At 58.1% G+C, this 18967-nt stretch carries 24 protein-coding genes; 10 read left to right on the top strand and 14 right to left on the bottom strand.

The genetic code is table 11. The annotated features are described in order from the left end of the window. The first annotated feature begins 70 nt into the window (after positions 1 to 70). Positions 71 to 1216 carry an Arm DNA-binding domain-containing protein gene (locus D9M09_RS04685; protein ID WP_070313736.1) on the top strand — a complete coding sequence of 382 codons (1146 nt, stop codon included), beginning with the start codon at positions 71 to 73 and terminating at the stop codon, positions 1214 to 1216. Positions 1217 to 1318: 102 nt separating this feature from the next. On the opposite strand, the gene D9M09_RS04680 is transcribed toward D9M09_RS04685, so the two are convergent. Both D9M09_RS04680 and D9M09_RS28795 read right to left on the bottom strand, forming a co-directional pair. Then, positions 1319 to 2326 carry a 2-hydroxyacid dehydrogenase gene (locus tag D9M09_RS04680; RefSeq protein ID WP_070313735.1) on the bottom strand — a complete coding sequence of 336 codons (1008 nt, stop codon included), beginning with the start codon at positions 2324 to 2326 and terminating at the stop codon, positions 1319 to 1321. Between the two features lie 172 nt (positions 2327 to 2498). Beyond that, the gene (locus tag D9M09_RS28795) at positions 2499 to 2711 is read right to left on the bottom strand and encodes a hypothetical protein (RefSeq protein WP_141750100.1); all 213 of its coding nucleotides are present in this window, start codon (positions 2709 to 2711) and stop codon (positions 2499 to 2501) included. A 109-nt stretch (positions 2712 to 2820) separates the two neighbouring features. On the opposite strand from D9M09_RS28795, the gene D9M09_RS04675 reads away from it, so the two are divergent. Continuing rightward, complete coding sequence (locus D9M09_RS04675) at positions 2821 to 4380, top strand: recombinase family protein (protein ID WP_070313734.1); 1560 nt, start codon at positions 2821 to 2823, stop codon at positions 4378 to 4380. Positions 4381 to 4409: 29 nt separating this feature from the next. Here D9M09_RS04675 and D9M09_RS04670 read toward each other — a convergent pair whose 3' ends face one another. Both D9M09_RS04670 and D9M09_RS04665 read right to left on the bottom strand, forming a co-directional pair. Further along, positions 4410 to 4871, bottom strand: coding sequence for a MepB family protein (locus D9M09_RS04670; RefSeq protein ID WP_070313733.1), 462 nt, complete (start codon positions 4869 to 4871; stop codon positions 4410 to 4412). Then, on the bottom strand, positions 4868 to 5101 hold the full coding sequence (locus tag D9M09_RS04665) for a hypothetical protein (protein ID WP_070313732.1): 234 nt from the start codon (positions 5099 to 5101) through the stop codon (positions 4868 to 4870). Before D9M09_RS04665 ends, D9M09_RS04670 begins: the two co-directional genes overlap by 4 nt. A 98-nt stretch (positions 5102 to 5199) precedes the next feature. Here D9M09_RS04665 and D9M09_RS04660 point away from each other — a divergent pair, with 98 nt between their 5' ends. Continuing rightward, entirely contained in the window at positions 5200 to 5556 is a 357-nt protein-coding gene (locus D9M09_RS04660; protein ID WP_070313731.1) for a TfoX/Sxy family protein, read from the top strand. 397 nt (positions 5557 to 5953) lie between these two features. On the opposite strand, the gene D9M09_RS04655 is transcribed toward D9M09_RS04660, so the two are convergent. From D9M09_RS04655 to D9M09_RS04630, 6 genes are all read right to left on the bottom strand, one after another. Further along, positions 5954 to 6340, bottom strand: coding sequence for a hypothetical protein (locus tag D9M09_RS04655; RefSeq protein WP_083293755.1), 387 nt, complete (start codon positions 6338 to 6340; stop codon positions 5954 to 5956). After that, positions 6334 to 6702 (bottom strand): hypothetical protein, encoded by a 369-nt coding sequence (locus tag D9M09_RS04650; RefSeq protein WP_070292055.1) that lies wholly within the window; start codon positions 6700 to 6702, stop codon positions 6334 to 6336. Before D9M09_RS04650 ends, D9M09_RS04655 begins: the two co-directional genes overlap by 7 nt. A 13-nt stretch (positions 6703 to 6715) precedes the next feature. Continuing rightward, positions 6716 to 7177, bottom strand: a complete 462-nt coding sequence (locus D9M09_RS28790) for a penicillin-insensitive murein endopeptidase (RefSeq protein WP_139143186.1) — start codon at positions 7175 to 7177, stop codon at positions 6716 to 6718. 283 nt (positions 7178 to 7460) lie between these two features. After that, positions 7461 to 7913: an HD domain-containing protein gene (locus tag D9M09_RS04640; RefSeq protein WP_121668697.1), complete on the bottom strand. Its 453-nt coding sequence runs from the start codon at positions 7911 to 7913 to the stop codon at positions 7461 to 7463. Continuing rightward, positions 7906 to 8226: an EI24 domain-containing protein gene (locus tag D9M09_RS04635; RefSeq protein ID WP_121668696.1), complete on the bottom strand. Its 321-nt coding sequence runs from the start codon at positions 8224 to 8226 to the stop codon at positions 7906 to 7908. Before D9M09_RS04635 ends, D9M09_RS04640 begins: the two co-directional genes overlap by 8 nt. Then, positions 8205 to 8765, bottom strand: coding sequence for a hypothetical protein (locus tag D9M09_RS04630; protein WP_162995575.1), 561 nt, complete (start codon positions 8763 to 8765; stop codon positions 8205 to 8207). The genes D9M09_RS04635 and D9M09_RS04630 overlap by 22 nt, the downstream gene beginning before the upstream one ends. A gap of 326 nt (positions 8766 to 9091) precedes the next feature. Between D9M09_RS04630 and D9M09_RS04625 the strand changes: the two genes are divergently transcribed. Continuing rightward, positions 9092 to 9442, top strand: a complete 351-nt coding sequence (locus D9M09_RS04625; RefSeq protein ID WP_162995574.1) for a hypothetical protein — start codon at positions 9092 to 9094, stop codon at positions 9440 to 9442. Beyond that, a complete protein-coding gene (locus D9M09_RS04620; protein WP_121668693.1) occupies positions 9439 to 9807 on the top strand; it encodes a hypothetical protein in 369 nt (122 codons plus the stop codon). The genes D9M09_RS04625 and D9M09_RS04620 overlap by 4 nt, the downstream gene beginning before the upstream one ends. Positions 9808 to 9990: 183 nt before the next feature. Here D9M09_RS04620 and D9M09_RS04615 read toward each other — a convergent pair whose 3' ends face one another. Next, positions 9991 to 11592 (bottom strand): GGDEF domain-containing protein, encoded by a 1602-nt coding sequence (locus D9M09_RS04615; protein ID WP_121668692.1) that lies wholly within the window; start codon positions 11590 to 11592, stop codon positions 9991 to 9993. A 242-nt stretch (positions 11593 to 11834) separates the two neighbouring features. Between D9M09_RS04615 and D9M09_RS04610 the strand changes: the two genes are divergently transcribed. Together D9M09_RS04610 and D9M09_RS04605 are read left to right on the top strand one after the other, a co-directional pair. Beyond that, a complete protein-coding gene (locus D9M09_RS04610; RefSeq protein ID WP_162995573.1) occupies positions 11835 to 12344 on the top strand; it encodes a penicillin-insensitive murein endopeptidase in 510 nt (169 codons plus the stop codon). Between the two features lie 564 nt (positions 12345 to 12908). Further along, entirely contained in the window at positions 12909 to 14063 is a 1155-nt protein-coding gene (locus D9M09_RS04605) for a sensor histidine kinase (protein WP_121668690.1), read from the top strand. Between the two features lie 45 nt (positions 14064 to 14108). On the opposite strand, the gene D9M09_RS04600 is transcribed toward D9M09_RS04605, so the two are convergent. Then, a complete protein-coding gene (locus tag D9M09_RS04600) occupies positions 14109 to 14351 on the bottom strand; it encodes a hypothetical protein (RefSeq protein WP_070221783.1) in 243 nt (80 codons plus the stop codon). Between the two features lie 249 nt (positions 14352 to 14600). On the opposite strand from D9M09_RS04600, the gene D9M09_RS04595 reads away from it, so the two are divergent. The 3 genes from D9M09_RS04595 to D9M09_RS04585 all read left to right on the top strand — a co-directional run bounded on the left by D9M09_RS04595 (position 14601) and on the right by D9M09_RS04585 (position 16606). Continuing rightward, the gene (locus D9M09_RS04595) at positions 14601 to 15359 is read left to right on the top strand and encodes a hypothetical protein (RefSeq protein ID WP_070292074.1); all 759 of its coding nucleotides are present in this window, start codon (positions 14601 to 14603) and stop codon (positions 15357 to 15359) included. After that, positions 15356 to 15598: an Imm32 family immunity protein gene (locus tag D9M09_RS04590; RefSeq protein ID WP_070292076.1), complete on the top strand. Its 243-nt coding sequence runs from the start codon at positions 15356 to 15358 to the stop codon at positions 15596 to 15598. Before D9M09_RS04595 ends, D9M09_RS04590 begins: the two co-directional genes overlap by 4 nt. A 63-nt stretch (positions 15599 to 15661) precedes the next feature. Then, the gene (locus tag D9M09_RS04585) at positions 15662 to 16606 is read left to right on the top strand and encodes an SMP-30/gluconolactonase/LRE family protein (RefSeq protein WP_205602329.1); all 945 of its coding nucleotides are present in this window, start codon (positions 15662 to 15664) and stop codon (positions 16604 to 16606) included. Between the two features lie 355 nt (positions 16607 to 16961). On the opposite strand, the gene D9M09_RS04580 is transcribed toward D9M09_RS04585, so the two are convergent. Next, complete coding sequence (locus tag D9M09_RS04580; protein ID WP_121668689.1) at positions 16962 to 17924, bottom strand: ABC transporter substrate-binding protein; 963 nt, start codon at positions 17922 to 17924, stop codon at positions 16962 to 16964. Between the two features lie 60 nt (positions 17925 to 17984). Next, positions 17985 to 18959, bottom strand: a complete 975-nt coding sequence (locus D9M09_RS04575; RefSeq protein ID WP_092714916.1) for an ABC transporter permease — start codon at positions 18957 to 18959, stop codon at positions 17985 to 17987. Positions 18960 to 18967 lie beyond the last annotated feature (8 nt).

Genomic DNA, 18967 nt, shown 5'->3' with positions numbered 1-18967 from the left:
GGCCGAAGGACGCCGTCTGGATCAAAGCGCCAGACAATCGAATTTTAATTGACGTGAAAGGGTATGAATCATGGGTAGAGACGGGCGAGGTGTTAAAGCTGCATCGGAAAGCAGCATCGAAATCACCTTCATGTATCGCGGCACCAGGTGCCGGGAAAGGATCGCGCTCAAGCCCACTTCCGCTAACCTGAAACGGGCAGAGAACCATCGAGCGGCGATCCTGCACGCGATTGCCACCAACAGCTTTGACTACACGGCCACCTTTCCGCAATCGTCCAATGCCGCCAAGTTTGCCGACCAGGTCGGTGACGTGCAGACCATCGAGGCGTTTCTGGATAAGTGGCTCGACAGGCAAAAAAAACACCTCAAGGCCAGCACATACAACGGCTATCGCAAGATCGTCGTTGGCCAGCTGATCCCCTGGTTCGGCACCATCATGCTGTCGGCGCTGCGCAAGAAGGACGTGCGGGCGAAGCTGGAGCCCATGAGCGCGACCAACAAGACCATGGCCAATATCCAGAGCGTGCTGCGCAAGGCACTGGACGACGCGATAGAGGACGAGTTGATCGAGGTGAACCCTCTGGCGCGCTGGTGCTATTCCAAGGTCGAGGGGCCGCAGTCGAAGGACGATATCGACCCGTTCACGAAGGAGGAACAGGCAGCGATTCTTGCTCAGGCAACCGGCCAAGGACGTAACCTGTTGCAGTTTGCCTTCTGGACCGGCCTGCGCACGTCCGAACTGGTGGCCCTGGATTGGGCCGATGTGGACTTCGTGCGTGGTGTGGTGATGGTAACGCGAGCCCTCACCCAGCATTCCAAAGTGGCAGAAAGCACGAAAACGAACGCCGGCCGCCGCGAAGTCAAGCTGCTGGAACGCGCCATGCACGCGTTGCAGGAACAAAAGGCCTTCACTTGGGCCAAGGGCGAGGAAGTCTTTCAAAATCCACGCCTGGAGCGGCGCTGGGAGGGTGACCAGCCGATCCGCAAGACACTATGGACCGGCATTCTGCAAAACGCTGGCGTGCGGTATCGCAACCCTTATCAGACGCGGCACACCTACGCCAGCATGATGCTGTCAGCAGGGGAGCACCCTATGTGGGTTGCAAAGCAGATGGGGCATGCGGACTGGACAATGATTGCGCGGGTGTACGGACGGTGGATGCCGGATGCAGATCAGACGGCCGGATCAAAAGCGGAAATTGTGTTCGGTCTTTAAGGATTAAGACTATCGGCTGCCTGTCATTCAACATTGCCTATCCTGACTGAGGGGCGGGAAACGCCCCAAAGCGGACGGAAAACACAGACCAGGTAACAGTCATTAATATGTTCCAGGCACGAGATTTGAGCATTCGGCACCAAGCTGATATGCCGACAAGTTTTCAAATGTTGTCGATGCAATCTCACGCATGGCTTCAATAGTAAAGAAACCTTGATGTCCGGTAACAAGAACGTTTGGGAACGTCATTAGGCGCTGGAAAACATCATCCGTAATGATGTCGTCGGAGCGATCTTCGAAGAAGAGATTGCTTTCTTGTTCGTACACGTCAATCGCCAAAGCCCCCAATTGGCGCGACTTTAGCGCATCGATTACTGCCTGCGTATCGATGAGAGCGCCACGCGACGTATTGATCAACATGGCCCCCTCTTTCATTAGATCCAGCGTATCTGCGTTTATCAAGTGATGGGTATCAAGAGTGAGTGGACAGTGCAGTGAGACCAGGTCCGATTCGGCAAGAAGGTCAGACAATGCGACCATCTCACCAATGGCCTCAAACTCTGGAGACGGATAGGGATCAAATCCCAGTAAACGGCAGCCAAAGCCATTAAAAATCTTGGCTGTCGCCAAGCCAATTTTTCCTGTACCGATGACGCCAACGGTCTTCCCATGCAGATTGCTCCCAAGGAGACCGTCAAGTGCAAAATTGCCTTCGCGTACCCGCGCATATGCGCGGTGAGTTCGGCGATTCAATGTAAGAGTGAGTGCTAAAGCATGCTCAGCCACTGCCTCCGGAGAATATGCGGGTACGCGCGCGACGAAAAAGTCCAAATGCCTTGCGGCTTCCGTGTCGAGATTATTGAAACCTGCGCAACGCAACAAGATCGCGCGCACACCAATGTGAGCAAGAGCATGCAGCACGTCGGCGTCAAGCACATCGTTTACAAACACGCAGATTGCCTTGCATCCTTGTGCAAGAGCCACCGACTGCAGGGACAAGGATTCAGTGTGAAAACGCATCTCCACGGCATCTTGAGTATCGCGTTGATCTGCTTTCTCATTGAGAAAACGGCGATCATATGGTTGGGAGCTGAATACAGCGATTTTCATCTTAAAGATCCTTTGCGCGAACGCAATTTGTAATTATTAAAAATGGCTACACAGAAGATTACTCCTTTCCAAACTGTATGGCCACGCAATTGGGTACCTAACGACGAGGACTGCCGGCCAGAGAAAAAGGAAAGGGTTACCCGAATCGTGCGACACTGCAATAGGATGCAGATCATTCTGGATGTATGCCGTCACTCAGGCAGTTTTTCAACGTCAAGTCCCTACCTAAGTAAGCCCGGTCTTCTTGCAGGGCAGCTCTTGCAATACCTTCACAAAGCCCGGCATCTATCAGCACAAGAACCGCGAACTCCAGGCCATGTATTCGTTTCAGATACACCCCGGCAGCAATCAGTCGTAACGTTTTTTCAGTGGCATTATCAAACATAGCACCCTCCCCGTTTCAGTAGAATGCGACAGGTGAAGGGCCAGGTGTTGATCCGCATCAAGCAAGTGCAAAAAGCTCGCCGCACTTGGCACCGTCCATAGGGAATAGCATGCGACGCAAAGCAGCCATACACGTTCCAAAGGCGAAGGAAAAAATTGCAAAGCCGACAGCTGCGGTATACGTCCGGATGTCTACAGACAATCAAAATCATTCTGTTTCACATCAGCTTCATTGCATTTCGGAGTACGCAGAACGCCATGGCATAGACATTATCAAAACATACACCGACGAGGGTAGGAGCGGGCTCGATTTTTCCTCTCGCCCAGGCTTACGAAGCCTGATAGAAGACGTGCAAAGTGGCGTAGCACCATTTCAGTCGATACTTGCCTATGATATAAGCCGCTGGGGAAGGTTCCAGGACTTGGACGAAAGCGCCTACTACGAATACATATGCCGCCGCGCAGGAGTCGCCATTGTCTATTGTGCAGAAGACTTCGAGAACAATGGATCTTCGGTCTCGTCCATAATTAAGAGCGTAAAGCGCGCCATGGCCGCCGAGTACAGCAGAGAACTTTCAACCAAGGTGTTTGCAGCTCAGTGCCGTTTTGTAGAAATGGGATTTAAGCAAGGTGGCAGAGCGGGATTTGGATTGCGCCGAATACCTATCAGTGTAAGTGGCAAGGCCAAGCCGGCACTGGAATACGGAGAAAGGAAGAGCCATCCTACAGACCGCGTAATACTAGTTCCTGGACCAAATGAGGAGCTTGAGATTCTTCGAGGAGTGTACGACTGGTACGTACTGGAAAGGCTAAGTGAAAGCGAAATTGCTTTCTTGTTAAATGCAATGGAGGCACCTCGCGAATGCGGCCGCGCTTGGACTCGTGACTGCGTTCGTGATGTGCTTACAAACGAAAAGTACATCGGCAACATCATCTACAACAGAGCCTCTTTCAAGCTCCGAAAGTATCACGTCGAGAATCCTGCATCCATGTGGATACAAAGGATCGGTGCCTTCCCTCCCCTTATCCCGGTGGCCCTTTTTCGTAAAGCGCAGCAAGAGCGCAAACATCGCCTCGCTCCGATTCCAAAAGAAGAACTCTTGGCAATGCTGCGCAAGTTACATGAAAAACATGGGAAGGTGACAACCACGCTAATAGATCAGGACGATACACTTCCCGGCGCGCAGATGTTCGCTTACTACTTTGGCACCATGTTAGAGGCCTACGCCCTCGCAGGGCTTCCCCCGACCAACATTTGCAAGTTTATAGCCACGCGCGCGGTTATCAGCAATGTTCGGGCAGCTACGCATGAGCAAATCAAGGCATTGATAATCGGTGCGGGCGTCGGTTTGGAGAAAGGCCCGTCCCGAAATACCTTTTTGCTGAATGGGGAAACATTACTAAAAATAGCTATCGCGCGTTGTCTTTATGAGAAAACGGCCCTCCCCCGCTGGCGCGTGCGCATGGATGAAGAGTCAAGGTGTGACTTCGTGCTCGCAGTACTTCTTGATCTTCAAAACCAGAAGGCAGATTCATACTACCTATTTCCAAAGGCAGACTTCTTGAAGGTGCAAATTACATTGACAGAAGCAAACATGTCCACGTTAAGTCAGTACAAGCATGCCTCCCTTGATGCGATGTTTGGAGCTGGGCATAAAACTACTCGCTGAACAACTGCTAGGAAACTTCGCGTACGGCATTAAGTTTCGAGGATACGAATGAGGCTTAGCTGATCACCAACGTCCACAAACCATACTGCCTGCCAGCGCTGCGTGCGCTGCGCCTGCACCGATTCTGGCGCGCACCAGGGTGGATACACGCGCAGCGCGCGCTTGCCGCCCTGGCCGGTGCGCGACATCACGCCGTGCTCGATTAGCACGGCGCGAGAAAAGATAAAAAAGCCGTGCCGCGCGCCGTTGCTGACGGCGATGATGACGACATCAACGGGGTCCGCTTCGTCCAGCGGAGCGATCTCGGCGTCGGGATGGGGGCGCTTCCAGACGGTGACGAACTGGCCGGTTTTCGTCGGCGTGGTTTTCGCTACGCGCAAGACTAGGCGCTTGCCCTCCAGTTCGGCGCGGCAGGCACCGTACTCCGCACTTTCAGCTTCCGGCACGGGCGCTTTCGGCAAGCCCAGGAAGGCCCAGGGGCTGACCTTCATTGCGTGCTGAACTCGGCTGCGGCCTTGGCCGCCCAAAGCGCTTCGGCGTGGCTGGCGAACGGGCTGTCGTAGCCGTCGACCTTGCCGTCTTCATCGACAAAATACAGCCACCAGCCGTCGGCCTGTTCGCGGATGGCCGTGTGGCCAGGTGCGCAATGAGTTTCGACGGACTGGCCGGCGGCCAGGGTGGCGATGCAGATGCCGCGGTGAGTAATATGCTCGCGTGTCATGGGAAAATATTTCATGCAAAAAAATTAATGACCATAGTGTAGCCGCGCCGGCCGCTCCTGGCCAGTGCGCTACACTGTTCTTTCAAACGGAGGACAACATGGCATCACAACAAGGTACGGTGGATTTTCTGCTTGACCAGATGGCGGGCGCGGGTAGCCTCAGCGCGAAAAAGATGTTTGGCGAGTACGGTGTGTATTGCGATGGCAAGATGTTCGCCATCGTCGCAGACGACCGTCTTTTCATCAAGCCAACGGAGGCTGGCCGGGCTTGGATCAGCAAACTCGGCACCCTGCAGGAGGCGCCTCCCTACCCGCAGGCCAAGCCGTACTATTTAATCAGCGGTGAACTATGGGATGAACGAGAATGGCTAGTACAGCTTGCACAGCGCACCACGGCGGAACTGCCACTACCAAAACCCAAATCTCAGCCAAAGCCAAAGTTAGAGTCTCGTTAGCGTCAATGTCCGCTTTTGGCCGATAGCTGCCGTTGCGGGTTGATTGTCTGCATTTTGCCAGCAAAACCTTCCAGATGCCTAAGAAATCTAAGTTTACGGTAGGTTCGATTCCCGCCGTCTCCACCACTGAATAAATAAAAGGGCTTCCCCGTTTTGGCGGGGAGGCCCTTTTTATTTATTCCATGCATGCAGAGCGCGGGCAGCGCATCCGCGTCCGGTACGGGCGCGGGGGTTGTGCGGGGCCTTCGGCGAGCACAGCTCGGCGCCGCAAAACCGGGTTGCGCTTGCAAGCGCAACCCTCTCCGATTCTTCTGACTGGCTTTTGCGCCGCAGGCGGTTTTTCCTAACAACAACCTTAGCTGTTCAGGCTGTGCGCGTATGCCGGGCCTGACCCTCGCTACTCCCCGCACACCGCCCCACCCACCGTTCCCCCAATACTCAAGCCCGTCGACAAATCAAACCCAAAATCACAGCGATAACCATCCTTTGATCGATATCGGCACAGCAGCATGTCACGATTACGAATGCGTATTTGCGGATCGGCGCAGCCATCGCGCATATCCGGACCGATGGCTTCGAACACGTCTTTTGCGGCGGTGCCCGTCAAGCGAAACGCGACTTTGGTATCGCCCGCAACCGGGGCCACGGTATCGTCAAGATATCCACCGTAGATCGCGTACGAAGCTGAAAAATTTCTCTCTGCAAATTCCCATATAGCCCGGGCCTGGTTCGCCAACAGCAGGCACAGCAGCGTAACGCATAGCAGGCTGGCGCGTCTCAGCATATGGAGCCGCCGATGCTGCGCCCGGTCAGCAGGTCAAAGCCGAAGTCGCAGTGATGGCCATCACGGGGATGGTAGGAGCAGCTCACTTCCGCCCGCTGGCGCAGGCGATATTCGCCATCCACGCCGCACGCGTTGCGCAAGTCGGGGCCCATCGCATCAAATAGCTGTTTCGCCGCCTTGCCGTCGATCCAGAACGCGATGCGCTTGTCTTTCCTGGTCGGCGGCTGTGGATCGCTCAGGCTTCCGCCATAAATCGCATAGCGGCCTTTGAATGGCTGATAAGAAAATAGCCATTGGGGGGCGGATTGGGCCATGGCCGTAGCCAAAACAAAGAGAAGAAAAACAGCGAGAAGACGTTTCATGTCATCTGCCCCGCTACTTGATCGTGACATGAAAATGGTCGTCGTGGCGTATCAGTGGTCTTATCCGGGGGATGGTGGGGTCATTAAAAAAGATAACCTGGACAAAGCTGAATTCAAAAAATATGCGGATCAGCTGTGCCGTTGCATCGCGGTCGTAGTGCGTGTCAAACCTTGTTACAGCGCTCTCCATTTTGTCTTTGCGAAGCAATCGGACGTCGACGTCTTTTCCGCTTCGATGACCTTTATGTTCACTGTAGGGAGTTCCATCAGCCAGGCTGATATTCCCAAAACCAATTTTCCGGCTATCGATGCCTTGCCATTGATGTTCAACCAAGAATAGCAGCGAAAGCAACTTGGGATGAGCATACTGGCCGGCACCATTGGGCGGTGTTCCATAGGTGTAGTAACCCGCGCCTTCCGGCCTTTGCGGAAGATTAAAGTAGCCGCGTCTATCCATGGGCTGCAATTCCAGCATGCGCACTCCTGAATGTAAAACCTCAGCGCTCAGCTCAACGCAAATGGCGCCAGGTGATGCTCCCGTACATCTCACGGAGCATGTCACGCGCCGATGTAGTTGGCAGAGCTCGCACCTTCGCTCGCAAAAAAACATGCGCACGCGACGATTTTTGCCGTTATGCATTTTCTGGGCATTGCGTAGAATCAAACATCCATACACTGATGGCATCATTTTCGGGTGTTCCCGCTACTTGAAGCCAAGATATTGATGCTGCGCAAAGGTGCGCCGCGCCACCTTGAAACTAAAAAACGTCCCCCCGTAAATACCCGATCGCCCTCCGATATTTCTCTATCCTCTCCAGATCCTTCTGCGTCGGCTCCCCTATCCGCGACAGATCGCTATTCTCAGCCAGATCCGCCAGCTTGACGGCCTTGCCGACCGGGTCCAGGGCCGCGCGGGCGATGAAATCTTCATACAACTCGCCCTCGATCTTGGTCACGGCGCGCACGCCGTCAATGACGTCCCGGGAAAATCCTTCGCGCGCCAGATCGTCGAAGGTGACTTTGCCGTCGCTGTCTTCCACCACGTCATGCAGCACGGCGACGATCTGCTGGGCGCCGGGGGCGACGCGCAGCATCACGCGCAAGGGGTGCAAAATGTACGGCGCGCCGCCCTTGTCCGTCTGGCCGGCATGGGTGGCGGCGGCAATTTCTATGGCGCGCTCGAGGGTGCCGCGACTTGCGTGTTCACGCATGTTCACTCCTTGTTAAGTCCACGTTGATTGATGTGTCCCTTGCGCGCCAGCCGCGGCGCTGCAAGTGGCACACGCTGGTGCACAGCAAGGCTGGCACCAATAAATTGAGAACCGGCACGAGCATCAGCAAGCATAACAGCAGGCCCAGGGCAACAATCGCCGGACGCTGTTCGCGGCGCAATGCCGCTTGCTGTTCCGCGCCAAGTACCTCTGCGGCCGCCGCTCCGTAGATCATCTGGACGTTCCAGGCCAGCAAGTACGCGATCAGCACGCACATGGCCCACACAGGGATCAGCAGGGAGAGCAGCAGCAACAGGCGCCGCCGTCAGGCGGGGGGCGCGGCGCATGCACCAGGCCGGCCGGCGCCTGCCACGTGGCATAGCGGCGCGCCACAACGGCCTTGGCGCGCTCCAGCAACAACCAGCGCAGCGGCACGCGCACCGTGCCGATGGCGCCGACGACAAAGACCATCACATAGAAAAATGCAGCCAGCGCCAGCAGCGCCAGGGCGATCTGGCCGATCGACAGCAAGGCTTTGGCGGCGCTGCCCAGGCCGCCGGCGATATTGCCCATCTGCGTGACGGTGGCAGGCCCGTTGGCCAGTGTCCCGACGCCATCCATCACGCCCAGGCCCAGCAAGCCGGTAACGGACACCAGCGCCAGCATGGCGCTGAGCTCGACAAAAAAACGGCCGAAGCAGCTATACAGTCCCAGCCACAACGCCACGACCGCCATGCACCACAGCGCGGAACGCCACCACAGTCCCGCATGACGGGCATCGCGCAGCCCCAGCCCCACGCACGTGAAGGCTTCCCGCCAGGCCAGCAGCCAGGTTTGCAATGTTTTTGTCACCTTCGGGCAGACTCCGCAATCAAGGGGCGGATACGTCGATCCGGATGTTGCCGATTGTACATGGACCAGGCTGGCGCACGCGCCGCCGAGAGCAAGGGACAAACCCGGCTCCGGCTTGCCATTGTTTGCGATCCCGCAATTCCAGGCGGAAAGAAATGCGAAACAATACCAACTCCACCACCGTTGCGCCTAGCGGAGTCGAGCATGCTTGAAGTTCACCCCAGAGACAAGCGCGGGTTTTTCATCCTGCCCCAGGCTCCGGAAGACGCAGGGTATTACGTCTATGGCACCCGGGCAGGGGCGCGGGCCAGTACGCGCATCCAAACATGATGATGGCGCTCCCGTATGTGGAACGCGAATGGCAAGCAATCGATGACCGGCAATTCGGGATTGGCAACATCAGTCTGGCTAACGGCACCGCCTACGGGGAACACTCAACGCACAAATCCGGCCTGGAGGTAGACATTCGTCCACTGCGCAGGGACGGCCTTCAACTCCCTGTTTATTGGTACGACAAAGACTACGATCAAGCCGCGACGGCAAAGCTCATCGCACTTTTTCGGGCCCATGCCAGTGTGCGCAGGGTGCTGTTTAACGATACCGGCATTCCATTCGTGACACCATTCAAAAATCACGACCATCATTTCCATCTGGAACTGAGAGCCTGCCTGATATGAAAAAACTGTGGGCTGTGGCCTTCGGCGCCATCACCGTATTCTCGCTGGCCTATGCAGGCGGCAGCAGCGACTGGGGCGAATACAAACAGTTCAAAGGGGCTTATCTGATTTATTCGAATACCTTGGGCGAGCAACAGCCGCCCACACCGCATGACCGCAAGATTTCTTTCGTGGTCACGGGGGCCGTTGCCAGGGACATGTTTGACTCGATGGCTCCGGATTCGAAAGAGCGCTGCAGTTTGGAGAAAGGCTATCGGCAGCGCGACAAGGAAAATGTTTCCTGTCTCCGGGATCATGACGGCTATAGGTGTCACTTCGGCTTTAACTTGCGCAGTGGCAAAAGCATTGCTGGATCGATTTGCTAGATCGCGTGGGGTGACCTGAGCCTTAGCCCAGCCAATCCTGCACGACTTCCAGTCCCTGCAAGCGTACTCCAGAATGAAGAGGCGGAAACGTCGATCTGGATGTTGCCGATTGTACATGGACAAGGCTGGCGTACGCGCGGCTCAGGGCAAACCCGACGCAGCGCCATCAGCCTTCAACAATGGCTATCGAAACGCCAAAGCCGTCGCAGCCTGATCGGCATGATCGCAAGCTGACGCATGGCAGACCCGGTTTCTCCCCGCTGCCTTGGCCTTGTACAGTGCCTTATCCGCGAGTTCAACCAGCTCGACCGCCTGGTTTTTCAGGTACGTCGGCATCAACGCCGCCACACCGACGCTGGCCGTCACCACGCCAAGAGGATTGCCACGATGCTCGATTCCCAGCGATTGCACGGCCTGGCGGACGTCTTCCGCCACCGTCAAGGCACCGGGCAAATCCGTCCCCGGCAATAAAATGACCATTTCCTCGCCGCCATAGCGCGCCGCAAGGTCGCCCGGCCGGCGCATGCTGTAAGCCACCACCTTGCCGAGTTTTCTCAGGCACTCGTCGCCGGCCACATGGCCATAGATATCGTTGTATTGCTTGAAGAAGTCGACATCGATCAACACCAGTCCAAGTGAGCTATTTTCACGCTGCGCACGGCTGAACTCGGCAAGCAGCGACTGGTCGAAGTGGCGCCGGTTCGCCAGCCCCGTCAACCCATCCTGATTGGCAAGACGGGCCAGGGTTTCATTGATCAATTCCAGCTCGTTGCGCGCTTCAAGCAGTCCCGCCTCGCTTTTCACCCGCAAATCGATCAGCCGCACCACGCGGTATCCGATAAACGCGATCAGCAATACCAGCACCCCGCCCACGGCGTTTTGTATCACGGTATCGAGGCGCCATGCAGCGAGGACTTCATCCTGTGACAATGCGGCAGAGACCACCAGCGGATATTCTTCGACTCTTCGATAGCTGTTGATGCGCGTCACGCCATCGACCCGCGACTTGATCACGGCCGTGCCTACGGGACTTTTCGGTAAATAATCATGAAATAAGGGAAACTGCGAAAGATCGCGCCCCAGCAAACTCTCATCGAACGGCCTGCGCAATAAAAGAATGCCTTTTCCATTCGCGATGAAAATGGCGCCTTTTTCTCCTATTGAAAAACGTTCGTAAAACTGCCTGAAATAATGCATATCGATGGTCGCCAGCGCCACGCCGCCAAAGCTGCCGTCAGGCAAATTGATACGCCGCGATACCGTGACTATCCAGTCCCCCGTCGATTTGCTGCGCACGGGCGGGCCGACATAAGGCCCCCGATCATCATGCGTTCGATGGTAGTTGAAATAATCTCGATCGGAATTATTCAGATTACTCAACAAGGTTTTCTGAGAGTTCACGAGCCAGCTGCCATCCCTGGCATAGACGAAGATGCCGTGCAGCTGCCGCAGCTCGGCTACGCGGGTGACCAGCAATTTATGGAGACGGGCCAGTTCAAGGTCGGAGACACCGTCCGCCTCCAGCCGCTCCACCAGACCGACCAGCACCGTATCGGCCTCCTTGATGGTGTCATAGGCATGCTGGGCAACAGATTGCGCCAGGTTGGCGCTTTCACGGCCCGCTTCATTCAATTGCACCTCGCGCGCACGCAAGGTCATCCATAACTGCGTCGCCAGGAGCGACAGGCATACGAGCACGACAAATGAGATCGCCAGCGGCAGCAAGGAAAATCCCCGGAAGCCCGCTCCCAGCAATCGTGGCGGCAAGCTGCGTGACCTGGTCATGGATACACTCCCGGTTTGATATCCGGCAAAGTGTGCACGAAATAGGCAGCGACATACTCACACTTGGTAACAAACATGATATAAAAAAGTCACCATGACACTTGCTGGGCCACGTCTCCCCTCGGCCATGGCATCGGAGAGTGCTATTCCAGTTTGCAATTGTTTGCTGTAGCGCAACTCCAGATGAAATGGAATGCGAAACAATGCCAACTCCCCCACCGTTGCGCCTAGCGGAGTCGACCATGCTTGAAGTTCAACCCAGGGACAAGCGCGGTTTTTTCATCCTGCCCCAGGCTCCGGAAGGTGCGGGATATTACGTCTATGGCAATCTGCAGCGGATACCACATTCCGGCCATATGGCCCAATATGCGCACCCCAACTTGCTATCCCTGATCTTTTACATCGAACGTGAATGGCAGGCAATTGATGATCGGAAATTTGGCATCGGAAATATCAGTATCGCGGAAGGGTTAGGGTACGACAAGCATGTCAGCCACAGAAAAGGCCTTGAAATGGACATACGCCCCATGCGGAAGGACAAGATGGAAGGCCAGTCCGCACGCGTGTCGCGCTTTGATGACGTGTATGACCGGAACGCCACCATCAAATTGATACGCCTGTTTCTGCAACATCCCATGGTCACCAAGGTCTTCTTTAACGATGGCGAGGTGCAAAAGACGATCGCCGGTGGACGCGTCCGATCTCTGCAAGGGCACGACGACCATCTTCACATTGAAATCAGAGAGTACTGATGCATACTCGGCTTGCATGCTGCGCCATGGCGCTCGCTGTATTCTTACCTTCCCAGGCCGCGGACAAGCCGCCAGCATGGACTGGTGAACCACGACCCTTGCGGGGTGACTATCAGATCTATGGTGGAACGCTGTCCGAAATGCTGCCGCCCACGCGAAACGACCGGAAAGTGGCAATCATGGTCAAAGGGGAATTGGCACGGGAACTGTTTGCCCAGCTCGGCCCCGATGTGAAACAGGAACAGGCATGCAGCTCCTCGGCGTACTACCGGGAGCGGCGCAGGGGGGACATTAGCTGCGTTCATACAAAAGAGGCGGGATACGCATGCTATTTCGGACTCGATTTACGTACGGGAAAAGGGATGTATGGAGCGATCTGCTAGCCTCGACGCCGTCCAGCACCGTTAAAACCAGAGGCCGCCTCATTCTGCCGGCGCACAGCCTGCCGGATGCTTCTGCCTGAGCGACTCTGCCTGCATACGGCACCCGGAGCAGAACCCGATCCCCCATCCCTCACCGCAACAGCGTACACTGACTCCTCTTCCATCAACGCATCGGTCCACAGTGAAATTATCGCGCTTTATTACCGGCCATCTGGAGCCGATCCTGGAAGAGTGGGAACTTTTCGCCAGGTCGCTTCCTATTCCGGGCAATGCCATTTCGAAGGCCGAATTGCGCGATCATGCGAAACAGATGCTGGAAACCATCGTGCGCGACATGGATGTCATCGAAAGCGCGGCGCAGCGAAAAAAGAAATCGACCACGGGCGTGTCGGAAATCACGGGCAAGGAGACGGCAGCCGCCACGCATGGCTCGCTGCGCCAGCAGATCGGCTTCACGCTGCCGCAGCTGACGGCGGAATTTCGCGCGATGCGGGCCAGCGTCCTGCGCCTGTGGATGGCACAGGTATCGGTGACGACGAAAACGGCGACGCAAGACATCTTGCGCTTCAATGAAGCGATAGACCAGGCGCTGCAGGAATCGGCCATACGCTATTCGCAGCAGAGCGACCGGACCCGCAATACCTTTCTCGCCATCCTCAGCCACGATCTGCGCAGTCCGCTGAGCACGATGACGATGGCCGGTGCGCTGCTGAGCAGGCCAAGCGCGAGCTCGTCTTCCACGGTACAGATCGGTGCGCGGGTCGCCCGCAGCGCAGCGACCATGACAACCATGGTGAACGATCTGCTGGAATTCGCCAGGACACAGCTGGGGGGACGCATGCCCATTTCACCCACCTTGGGCGATCTGGGGGAAATCTGCAAGACGGCCGTCGAAGATGCCTCGGCCGCCCACCCGCAGTGCAAATTCGAGCTGAGCACCACGGGCGAGATGATCGGCGACTTCGATGCGGCCCGCCTGGCCCAGCTGTTTTCCAATTTGCTCAATAATGCCGCGCAATATCGCACCGACGACCAGCCGGTGACCATCACGGCCTGCGGCGATGCCGATACGGCCGTGGTGCAGGTGAAAAATTTCGGCCGCCAGATCCCGGAAAGCTCGCTGAAGAGCATTTTCGATCCCCTGGTGCAGCTGGCCATTTCCGACGATCACAAGGCACCCAACGCCACCAGTATCGGCCTGGGTCTGTTTATCGCGCGTGAAATCGCCAGCGCACACGGCGGCACCATCGGCGCCGAGTCGAGCCTGGAATCCGGCACGGTATTTACCGTGCGCCTGCCCAGGGTGGCGCTGAATGACAGAGGGAACGGCGGCTAGGGACTATCCCGGCAGAAAGCGGCATCCCACCGGGACAGGCTCGCCTCACCTGCGGCTGAGCGGCACATACTCGCCCGGCAAGCTGGCCGCTTCCAGCGCATCGGCAAAGGCCAGCAGGAACTTCGCCGGGCCATGTTCCGACACCAGCAGCGATGCGCCCTTGTGGCGCAGCAGTTTCAGCACTTCCTGCTGGTGCGCCTGGTATTCCTGCGAATGGCCGTAGAAGGTCTGATACATCTCCAGCGTTTCCATGGCTTTCGCGGCCAGGATGAATTCGGGTTTGTCCATGATGTCTCCTCGTTGTCATTGCTGCCAAAAACACGAAAAAAACCTGCAAGATGTGCGCCCCATGTCCGTCGCACTGCCTTGCGGCAACCACATCCGTATTTCCATCATACGCCTCAAGCCAGCCATTGCGCCGTCCTGTCGTGCATCTTTTTCTCTCCCACCCGTCCGGCGCCATCGCTACGGTGTACACGCTAGCGCCATGTGCCCGCGCATGGCATCATGCGCGTTGCCCATTCCTAATAACGACATATGGACCAATATCACTTCCTCGTAGGCGAATTCAAGAAAAATAGCCCCTTTATTCCCGCCACGACCAGCGCGCAGTTGTTCGCCTGGTTCGAGCACATCGGCGAATCCGTCGAGCGCTACGGCAACAAGCGCGGCAAGATCGTCAAGTACTCACAGCGCAATTACGAGAAGATGCTGTTCGCGCCAGAGACCAACGGCATCGGCCTGCTTTCGCCGCGTATCGTGCCGCCCGACGAAGCTGACGAGGCCGTCAACTGCGACGCGCAAGCCATGTATTCATCGGGCTCGGAGCTGGTTCTGTCCATCCGCGCCAGCAAGCTTGCGCTGGCGCCGCTGTTCGACGGTGCGCGGGCCATACCCGGCCTGTTTGACCATTGCGAGTATCTGTACTGCTACGCTGAAACGCAGGGCTATGGCACCGGTTACGCACTCGGCTACCGGCAGGTCGACGAGGCCCACCCGATGACCTTTGGCACGCCTTGCCCCGCAAATAACTGGGCCGCCATCAAGCGGCGCGGGTTGCAAGATGCGCACCTGCGCGATGTCTATCCCATCAACGGTTTCACGCCAGCCAGGCTGGATGCGCTGCCGCCCGGGCGCCGGCAAGCGCTGCGCGCTGCGATGCAAGCTCATGGCCGCTGCGAAGACCATGCCGGCTGGATCTTCTGGTACCTGCAGCCCGGAGAACTGGAAGCGGCCCGCGCCGCACTGAACGCACACGCCATGCTGGGCGCCTACATCAGCCACCGAAGCTCATGAGCACACATTTATCGCTGCACTGTTATCTGCAGGACGAGGCCGCAGAACGGCCCCTGCCCTGTTCCGACGTGACCATCCAGGCCGACCCGGCCACCTTGCGCGCCATTGCCCATTTTCTGCTGGCCAGCGCGGACACCTTTGATCAGGCGCAAGACCGGGCCGGCATGCACGCGCACCTGCAAGATGCATGGGATGGCTGGCAGGACAATTTCCCCGACCTCGTCGTCGTGGCGGCATAGACTGGCGCCCCGCCTGGCGCGCGTCGGGTAACATACGCCACCCTTGCCATATAGAGAACCTTGATGCCCGATTTTCGAACCGTCCTGCCGTCGCTGCGCGCCGCCGTGCTGGCCGCAGCGCTGGCCAGCCTGTCCGCCTGCGCCAGCCAGCCCGCGCACGAGGCACTGTTCCTCGCCACCACTTTCACGCCCGCGCATTCCTTTACCAAGGGCATCGAAGGCCCGGCCGTGGATGCGGATGGCAATATCTATGCCGTCAACTTTGCGCGCCAGCAGACCATCGGCAAGGTCAGCCCCGGCGGCGCTGGTGAGGTGTACCTGACCCTGCCCGGCACCAGCATCGCCAACGGCATCCGCTTCGGCAGCCGCGGCCAGATGTATTTGGCCGACTACATGGAGCACACGATTTACCTGGTCGACCCGGCCACGCGCGCGCTGACCATCCACGCGCGCGAGCCGCGCATGACGCAGCCGAACGACATCGCCATCACGGCCGACGACGTGCTGTATGCGAGCGACCCGAACTGGAAGGAAAACACGGGCCGCGTATGGCGCATCGCAGCCGATGGCACGGTGACACTGGCGCTCGACACGATGGGCACGGCCAACGGCATCGAAGTGAGCCCCGACGGCAAGATTTTGTATGTGAATGAAAGCGTGCAGCGCAATATCTGGATGTACGACATCGCCGTGGACGGCAGCCTGAGCGGCAAGCGATTGCTGATCAAGTTCGACGATTTCGGCATGGACGGCATGCGCGTGGACGTCGACGGCAACCTTTACGTGACGCGCTACGGCAAGGGCACGGTGGTGAAATTGTCGCCGCAAGGGCGCATCCTGCGCGAGATCAGCGTGCCCGGCGCCAAGCCCAGCAACATCACCTTCGGCGGCCCCGATGGCCGCACGGCCTACGTCACGGAAGTGGTGCAGGGCCGCTTGCTGCAATTCCGCGTCGACCGCCCGGGCCTCGAATGGCAGCGGGCGCAGGAGCGCCGCAAGGCCGAATAGCAAGCTACATGGTGCTGGCTGCGCATGGCGCGATGTCGGCTTACGCGCTTGCGCGCTAAGCCGACCTACTCTACGCCACGATGCATGCGCAGGTCGGGTAGGTCGGCTTAGCCGGAACGGCGTAAGCCGACAAAACAAATAGCAAGCCCACGTGATCCTGGCGGCGCATGGCGCGATGTCGGCTTACGCGCTTGCGCGCCAAGCCGACCTACGTTCCACGCGATGCACGCGCAGGCCCGGTAGGTCGGCTTAGCCGGAACGGCGTAAGCCGACGAACCAAATAGCAAGCCGACGTGGTCCCGCCATGCCACGATTGCTCAAGGAATTGAAGCAGCGCCTGACGATCGGCTGAGGCTCAATATAAAACGTTCTTCGCTTCCGGCAGATCGACATTGGCCTTGGTGACGATCACCACGCCCGTGTTGACGAAAGGCGCGACCTTCTTGCCTTCGATCAGGCTGACGAGGGTTTTCACGCCCAGCGCGCCCATCGAATACGAACCCTGCACGGCGGTTGCATACAAGGTGCCGTCCTTGACGAAGTTTTTCAGGTCTTCATTGCCGTCGAAGCCCACGGCGATCACCTTGCCGGCCTTGCCCGCCTGGGCGATGGCGCGGCCCATGCCCACGGCCGTCGGCTCGTTGGCGCCGAAGATGCCCTTCAAGTCCGGATTCGAGGCCAGCACGTCGGTCGTCTGGTTCAGCGCCGTGGCCATCTGCGACTGCGAGTAATACGTGCCGACGATCTGCAGCTGCGAATTCTTTTCGATGTAGCGCTTGAAGCCGCCCACCCTGCCCGTCTCGGAACCGGCGCCCGCCACGTACGACATCACGGCGATCTTGCCCGTCTTGCCGACCTGCGAAATGAGGGCCTTGGCGCTTTGCTCGCCGGCCGCTTCATTGTCGGTCGACAGGAAGGACTGGTAATAGCGCTTGCCGCTGTCGGCCACCAGCGAATCGATCAGCACCACGGGAATCTTCGCTTCCCACGCCTTCTTCAGGGCCGGCACCAGCGCGTCCGGGTCCGACGCGGCCAGCACGATGCCGGACACCTTGCGCGTGACGGCGTTTTCCACCATGCTGACCTGGTCGGCGATGGCCGATTCCGAGGCAGGCCCCTGGAAGGTCAGGCTGTAGCCCTTGGCATCGGCGGCGCTGGCCGTGGCGCCCTTCCTGACGTTTTGCCAGTAGTTGGAATTGGTCGTCTTGACGATCACGGCGATCTCGCCCGGGGCGGCGAAGGCAGCGCTGGCGCTCAAGGCAGAGGCTGCGGTCAACAGACCGAGCAAGACGGTGTTGAAGGCTTTGAAGGTGTTCATTGTCGTCCTCATTTAATTATAGATTTGGTGGATTGACTTCATGGCGTACTGCTTGCTGCATCAGGCGCGGTTGCGCTTCTGATCGATCCAGACGGTCAGCAGGATGACCAGTCCGATAATGATTTGCTGGATAAAGCTCGATACCCCGTTCATGTTCAAGCCGTTGCGCAGGATGCCGATGACGAAGGAACCGATGACGGTGCCGGAAATGGTGCCGATGCCGCCGATCAGCGAGGCGCCGCCGATCACGGCGCTGGCGATCGCATCGAGTTCGTACATCACGCCCTCGTTCGGCTGCGCCGTCACCAGGCGCGACATCAGCACGCAGCCCGTCAGGCCCGACAGAGCGCCCGACAGGGTGTACACCAGCAGGGTCACGCGGCCCACCTTCACGCCCGACAGGCGGGCCGCTTCCGCATTCGAGCCGACGGCGTAGATATGCCGGCCGAAGGTGGTGCGGCTGAGCATGATGGACACGGCCACGGCGATCACCACCATCAGCACCACGGGATACGGAATGCCGGGAAACACGACTTCGGGAAACGTGCCGCCCGTGTCGCGCTCGATGCGCCACAGCACGCCGTTGCCCAGTTCGCCGAACGACTCGCCCAGACCGGAAATGGCGCGCGCGCCCGTCACCTGCAGCGCCAGGCCCCGTGCGATCAGCATCATGCCGAGCGTGGCGATGAAGGGCGGCAGTTTCAATTGCGTGATGCAAAAGCCGTTGACGGCGCCGCACATGGCGCCCACCACGACGCCGCCCAGCATGGCGGCCGGCACGGGCACGCCGCTTTTCACCAGCAGCGCGGCGGCCACGCCGGCCAGCGCCAGCACGGAGCCGGAACTGAGGTCGATGCCGCCCGTGATGATGACGCAGGTGGCGGCTATGCCCAGGTAGGCGATCGACGTCACTTGCAAGGCCACGCTCATGCCGTTGCTGACGGAGAAAAAGGCGTTGCTGGTCAGGGAAAACACCAGCAGCAACAGCGACAGGCTGCCCAGCGCGGCGAATTTTTGGATCAGTTCTTTGTTCATTTTTTTAA

Source organism: Janthinobacterium agaricidamnosum (assembly GCF_003667705.1).
Lineage (GTDB): Bacteria > Pseudomonadota > Gammaproteobacteria > Burkholderiales > Burkholderiaceae_D > Janthinobacterium.
Note: the sequence above shows the minus strand (reverse complement) of the source record. Positions and strands in the feature narration are given on the sequence as shown.

Excerpts from the sequence above, each read along its gene's own strand:
- D9M09_RS04685 (WP_070313736.1), top strand. The coding sequence starts at position 71 with ATGGGTAGAGACGGGCGAGGTGTTAAAGCTGCATCGGAAAGCAGCATC.
- D9M09_RS04680 (WP_070313735.1), bottom strand. The coding sequence starts at position 2,326 with ATGAAAATCGCTGTATTCAGCTCCCAACCATATGATCGCCGTTTTCTC.
- D9M09_RS28795 (WP_141750100.1), bottom strand. The coding sequence starts at position 2,711 with ATGTTTGATAATGCCACTGAAAAAACGTTACGACTGATTGCTGCCGGG.
- D9M09_RS04675 (WP_070313734.1), top strand. The coding sequence starts at position 2,821 with ATGCGACGCAAAGCAGCCATACACGTTCCAAAGGCGAAGGAAAAAATT.
- D9M09_RS04670 (WP_070313733.1), bottom strand. The coding sequence starts at position 4,871 with ATGAAGGTCAGCCCCTGGGCCTTCCTGGGCTTGCCGAAAGCGCCCGTG.
- D9M09_RS04665 (WP_070313732.1), bottom strand. The coding sequence starts at position 5,101 with ATGACACGCGAGCATATTACTCACCGCGGCATCTGCATCGCCACCCTG.
- D9M09_RS04660 (WP_070313731.1), top strand. The coding sequence starts at position 5,200 with ATGGCATCACAACAAGGTACGGTGGATTTTCTGCTTGACCAGATGGCG.
- D9M09_RS04655 (WP_083293755.1), bottom strand. The coding sequence starts at position 6,340 with ATGCTGAGACGCGCCAGCCTGCTATGCGTTACGCTGCTGTGCCTGCTG.
- D9M09_RS04650 (WP_070292055.1), bottom strand. The coding sequence starts at position 6,702 with ATGAAACGTCTTCTCGCTGTTTTTCTTCTCTTTGTTTTGGCTACGGCC.
- D9M09_RS28790 (WP_139143186.1), bottom strand. The coding sequence starts at position 7,177 with ATGCTGGAATTGCAGCCCATGGATAGACGCGGCTACTTTAATCTTCCG.
- D9M09_RS04640 (WP_121668697.1), bottom strand. The coding sequence starts at position 7,913 with ATGCGTGAACACGCAAGTCGCGGCACCCTCGAGCGCGCCATAGAAATT.
- D9M09_RS04625 (WP_162995574.1), top strand. The coding sequence starts at position 9,092 with ATGATGATGGCGCTCCCGTATGTGGAACGCGAATGGCAAGCAATCGAT.
- D9M09_RS04620 (WP_121668693.1), top strand. The coding sequence starts at position 9,439 with ATGAAAAAACTGTGGGCTGTGGCCTTCGGCGCCATCACCGTATTCTCG.
- D9M09_RS04615 (WP_121668692.1), bottom strand. The coding sequence starts at position 11,592 with ATGACCAGGTCACGCAGCTTGCCGCCACGATTGCTGGGAGCGGGCTTC.
- D9M09_RS04610 (WP_162995573.1), top strand. The coding sequence starts at position 11,835 with ATGCTTGAAGTTCAACCCAGGGACAAGCGCGGTTTTTTCATCCTGCCC.
- D9M09_RS04600 (WP_070221783.1), bottom strand. The coding sequence starts at position 14,351 with ATGGACAAACCCGAATTCATCCTGGCCGCGAAAGCCATGGAAACGCTG.
- D9M09_RS04595 (WP_070292074.1), top strand. The coding sequence starts at position 14,601 with ATGGACCAATATCACTTCCTCGTAGGCGAATTCAAGAAAAATAGCCCC.
- D9M09_RS04590 (WP_070292076.1), top strand. The coding sequence starts at position 15,356 with ATGAGCACACATTTATCGCTGCACTGTTATCTGCAGGACGAGGCCGCA.
- D9M09_RS04585 (WP_205602329.1), top strand. The coding sequence starts at position 15,662 with ATGCCCGATTTTCGAACCGTCCTGCCGTCGCTGCGCGCCGCCGTGCTG.
- D9M09_RS04580 (WP_121668689.1), bottom strand. The coding sequence starts at position 17,924 with ATGAACACCTTCAAAGCCTTCAACACCGTCTTGCTCGGTCTGTTGACC.
- D9M09_RS04575 (WP_092714916.1), bottom strand. The coding sequence starts at position 18,959 with ATGAACAAAGAACTGATCCAAAAATTCGCCGCGCTGGGCAGCCTGTCG.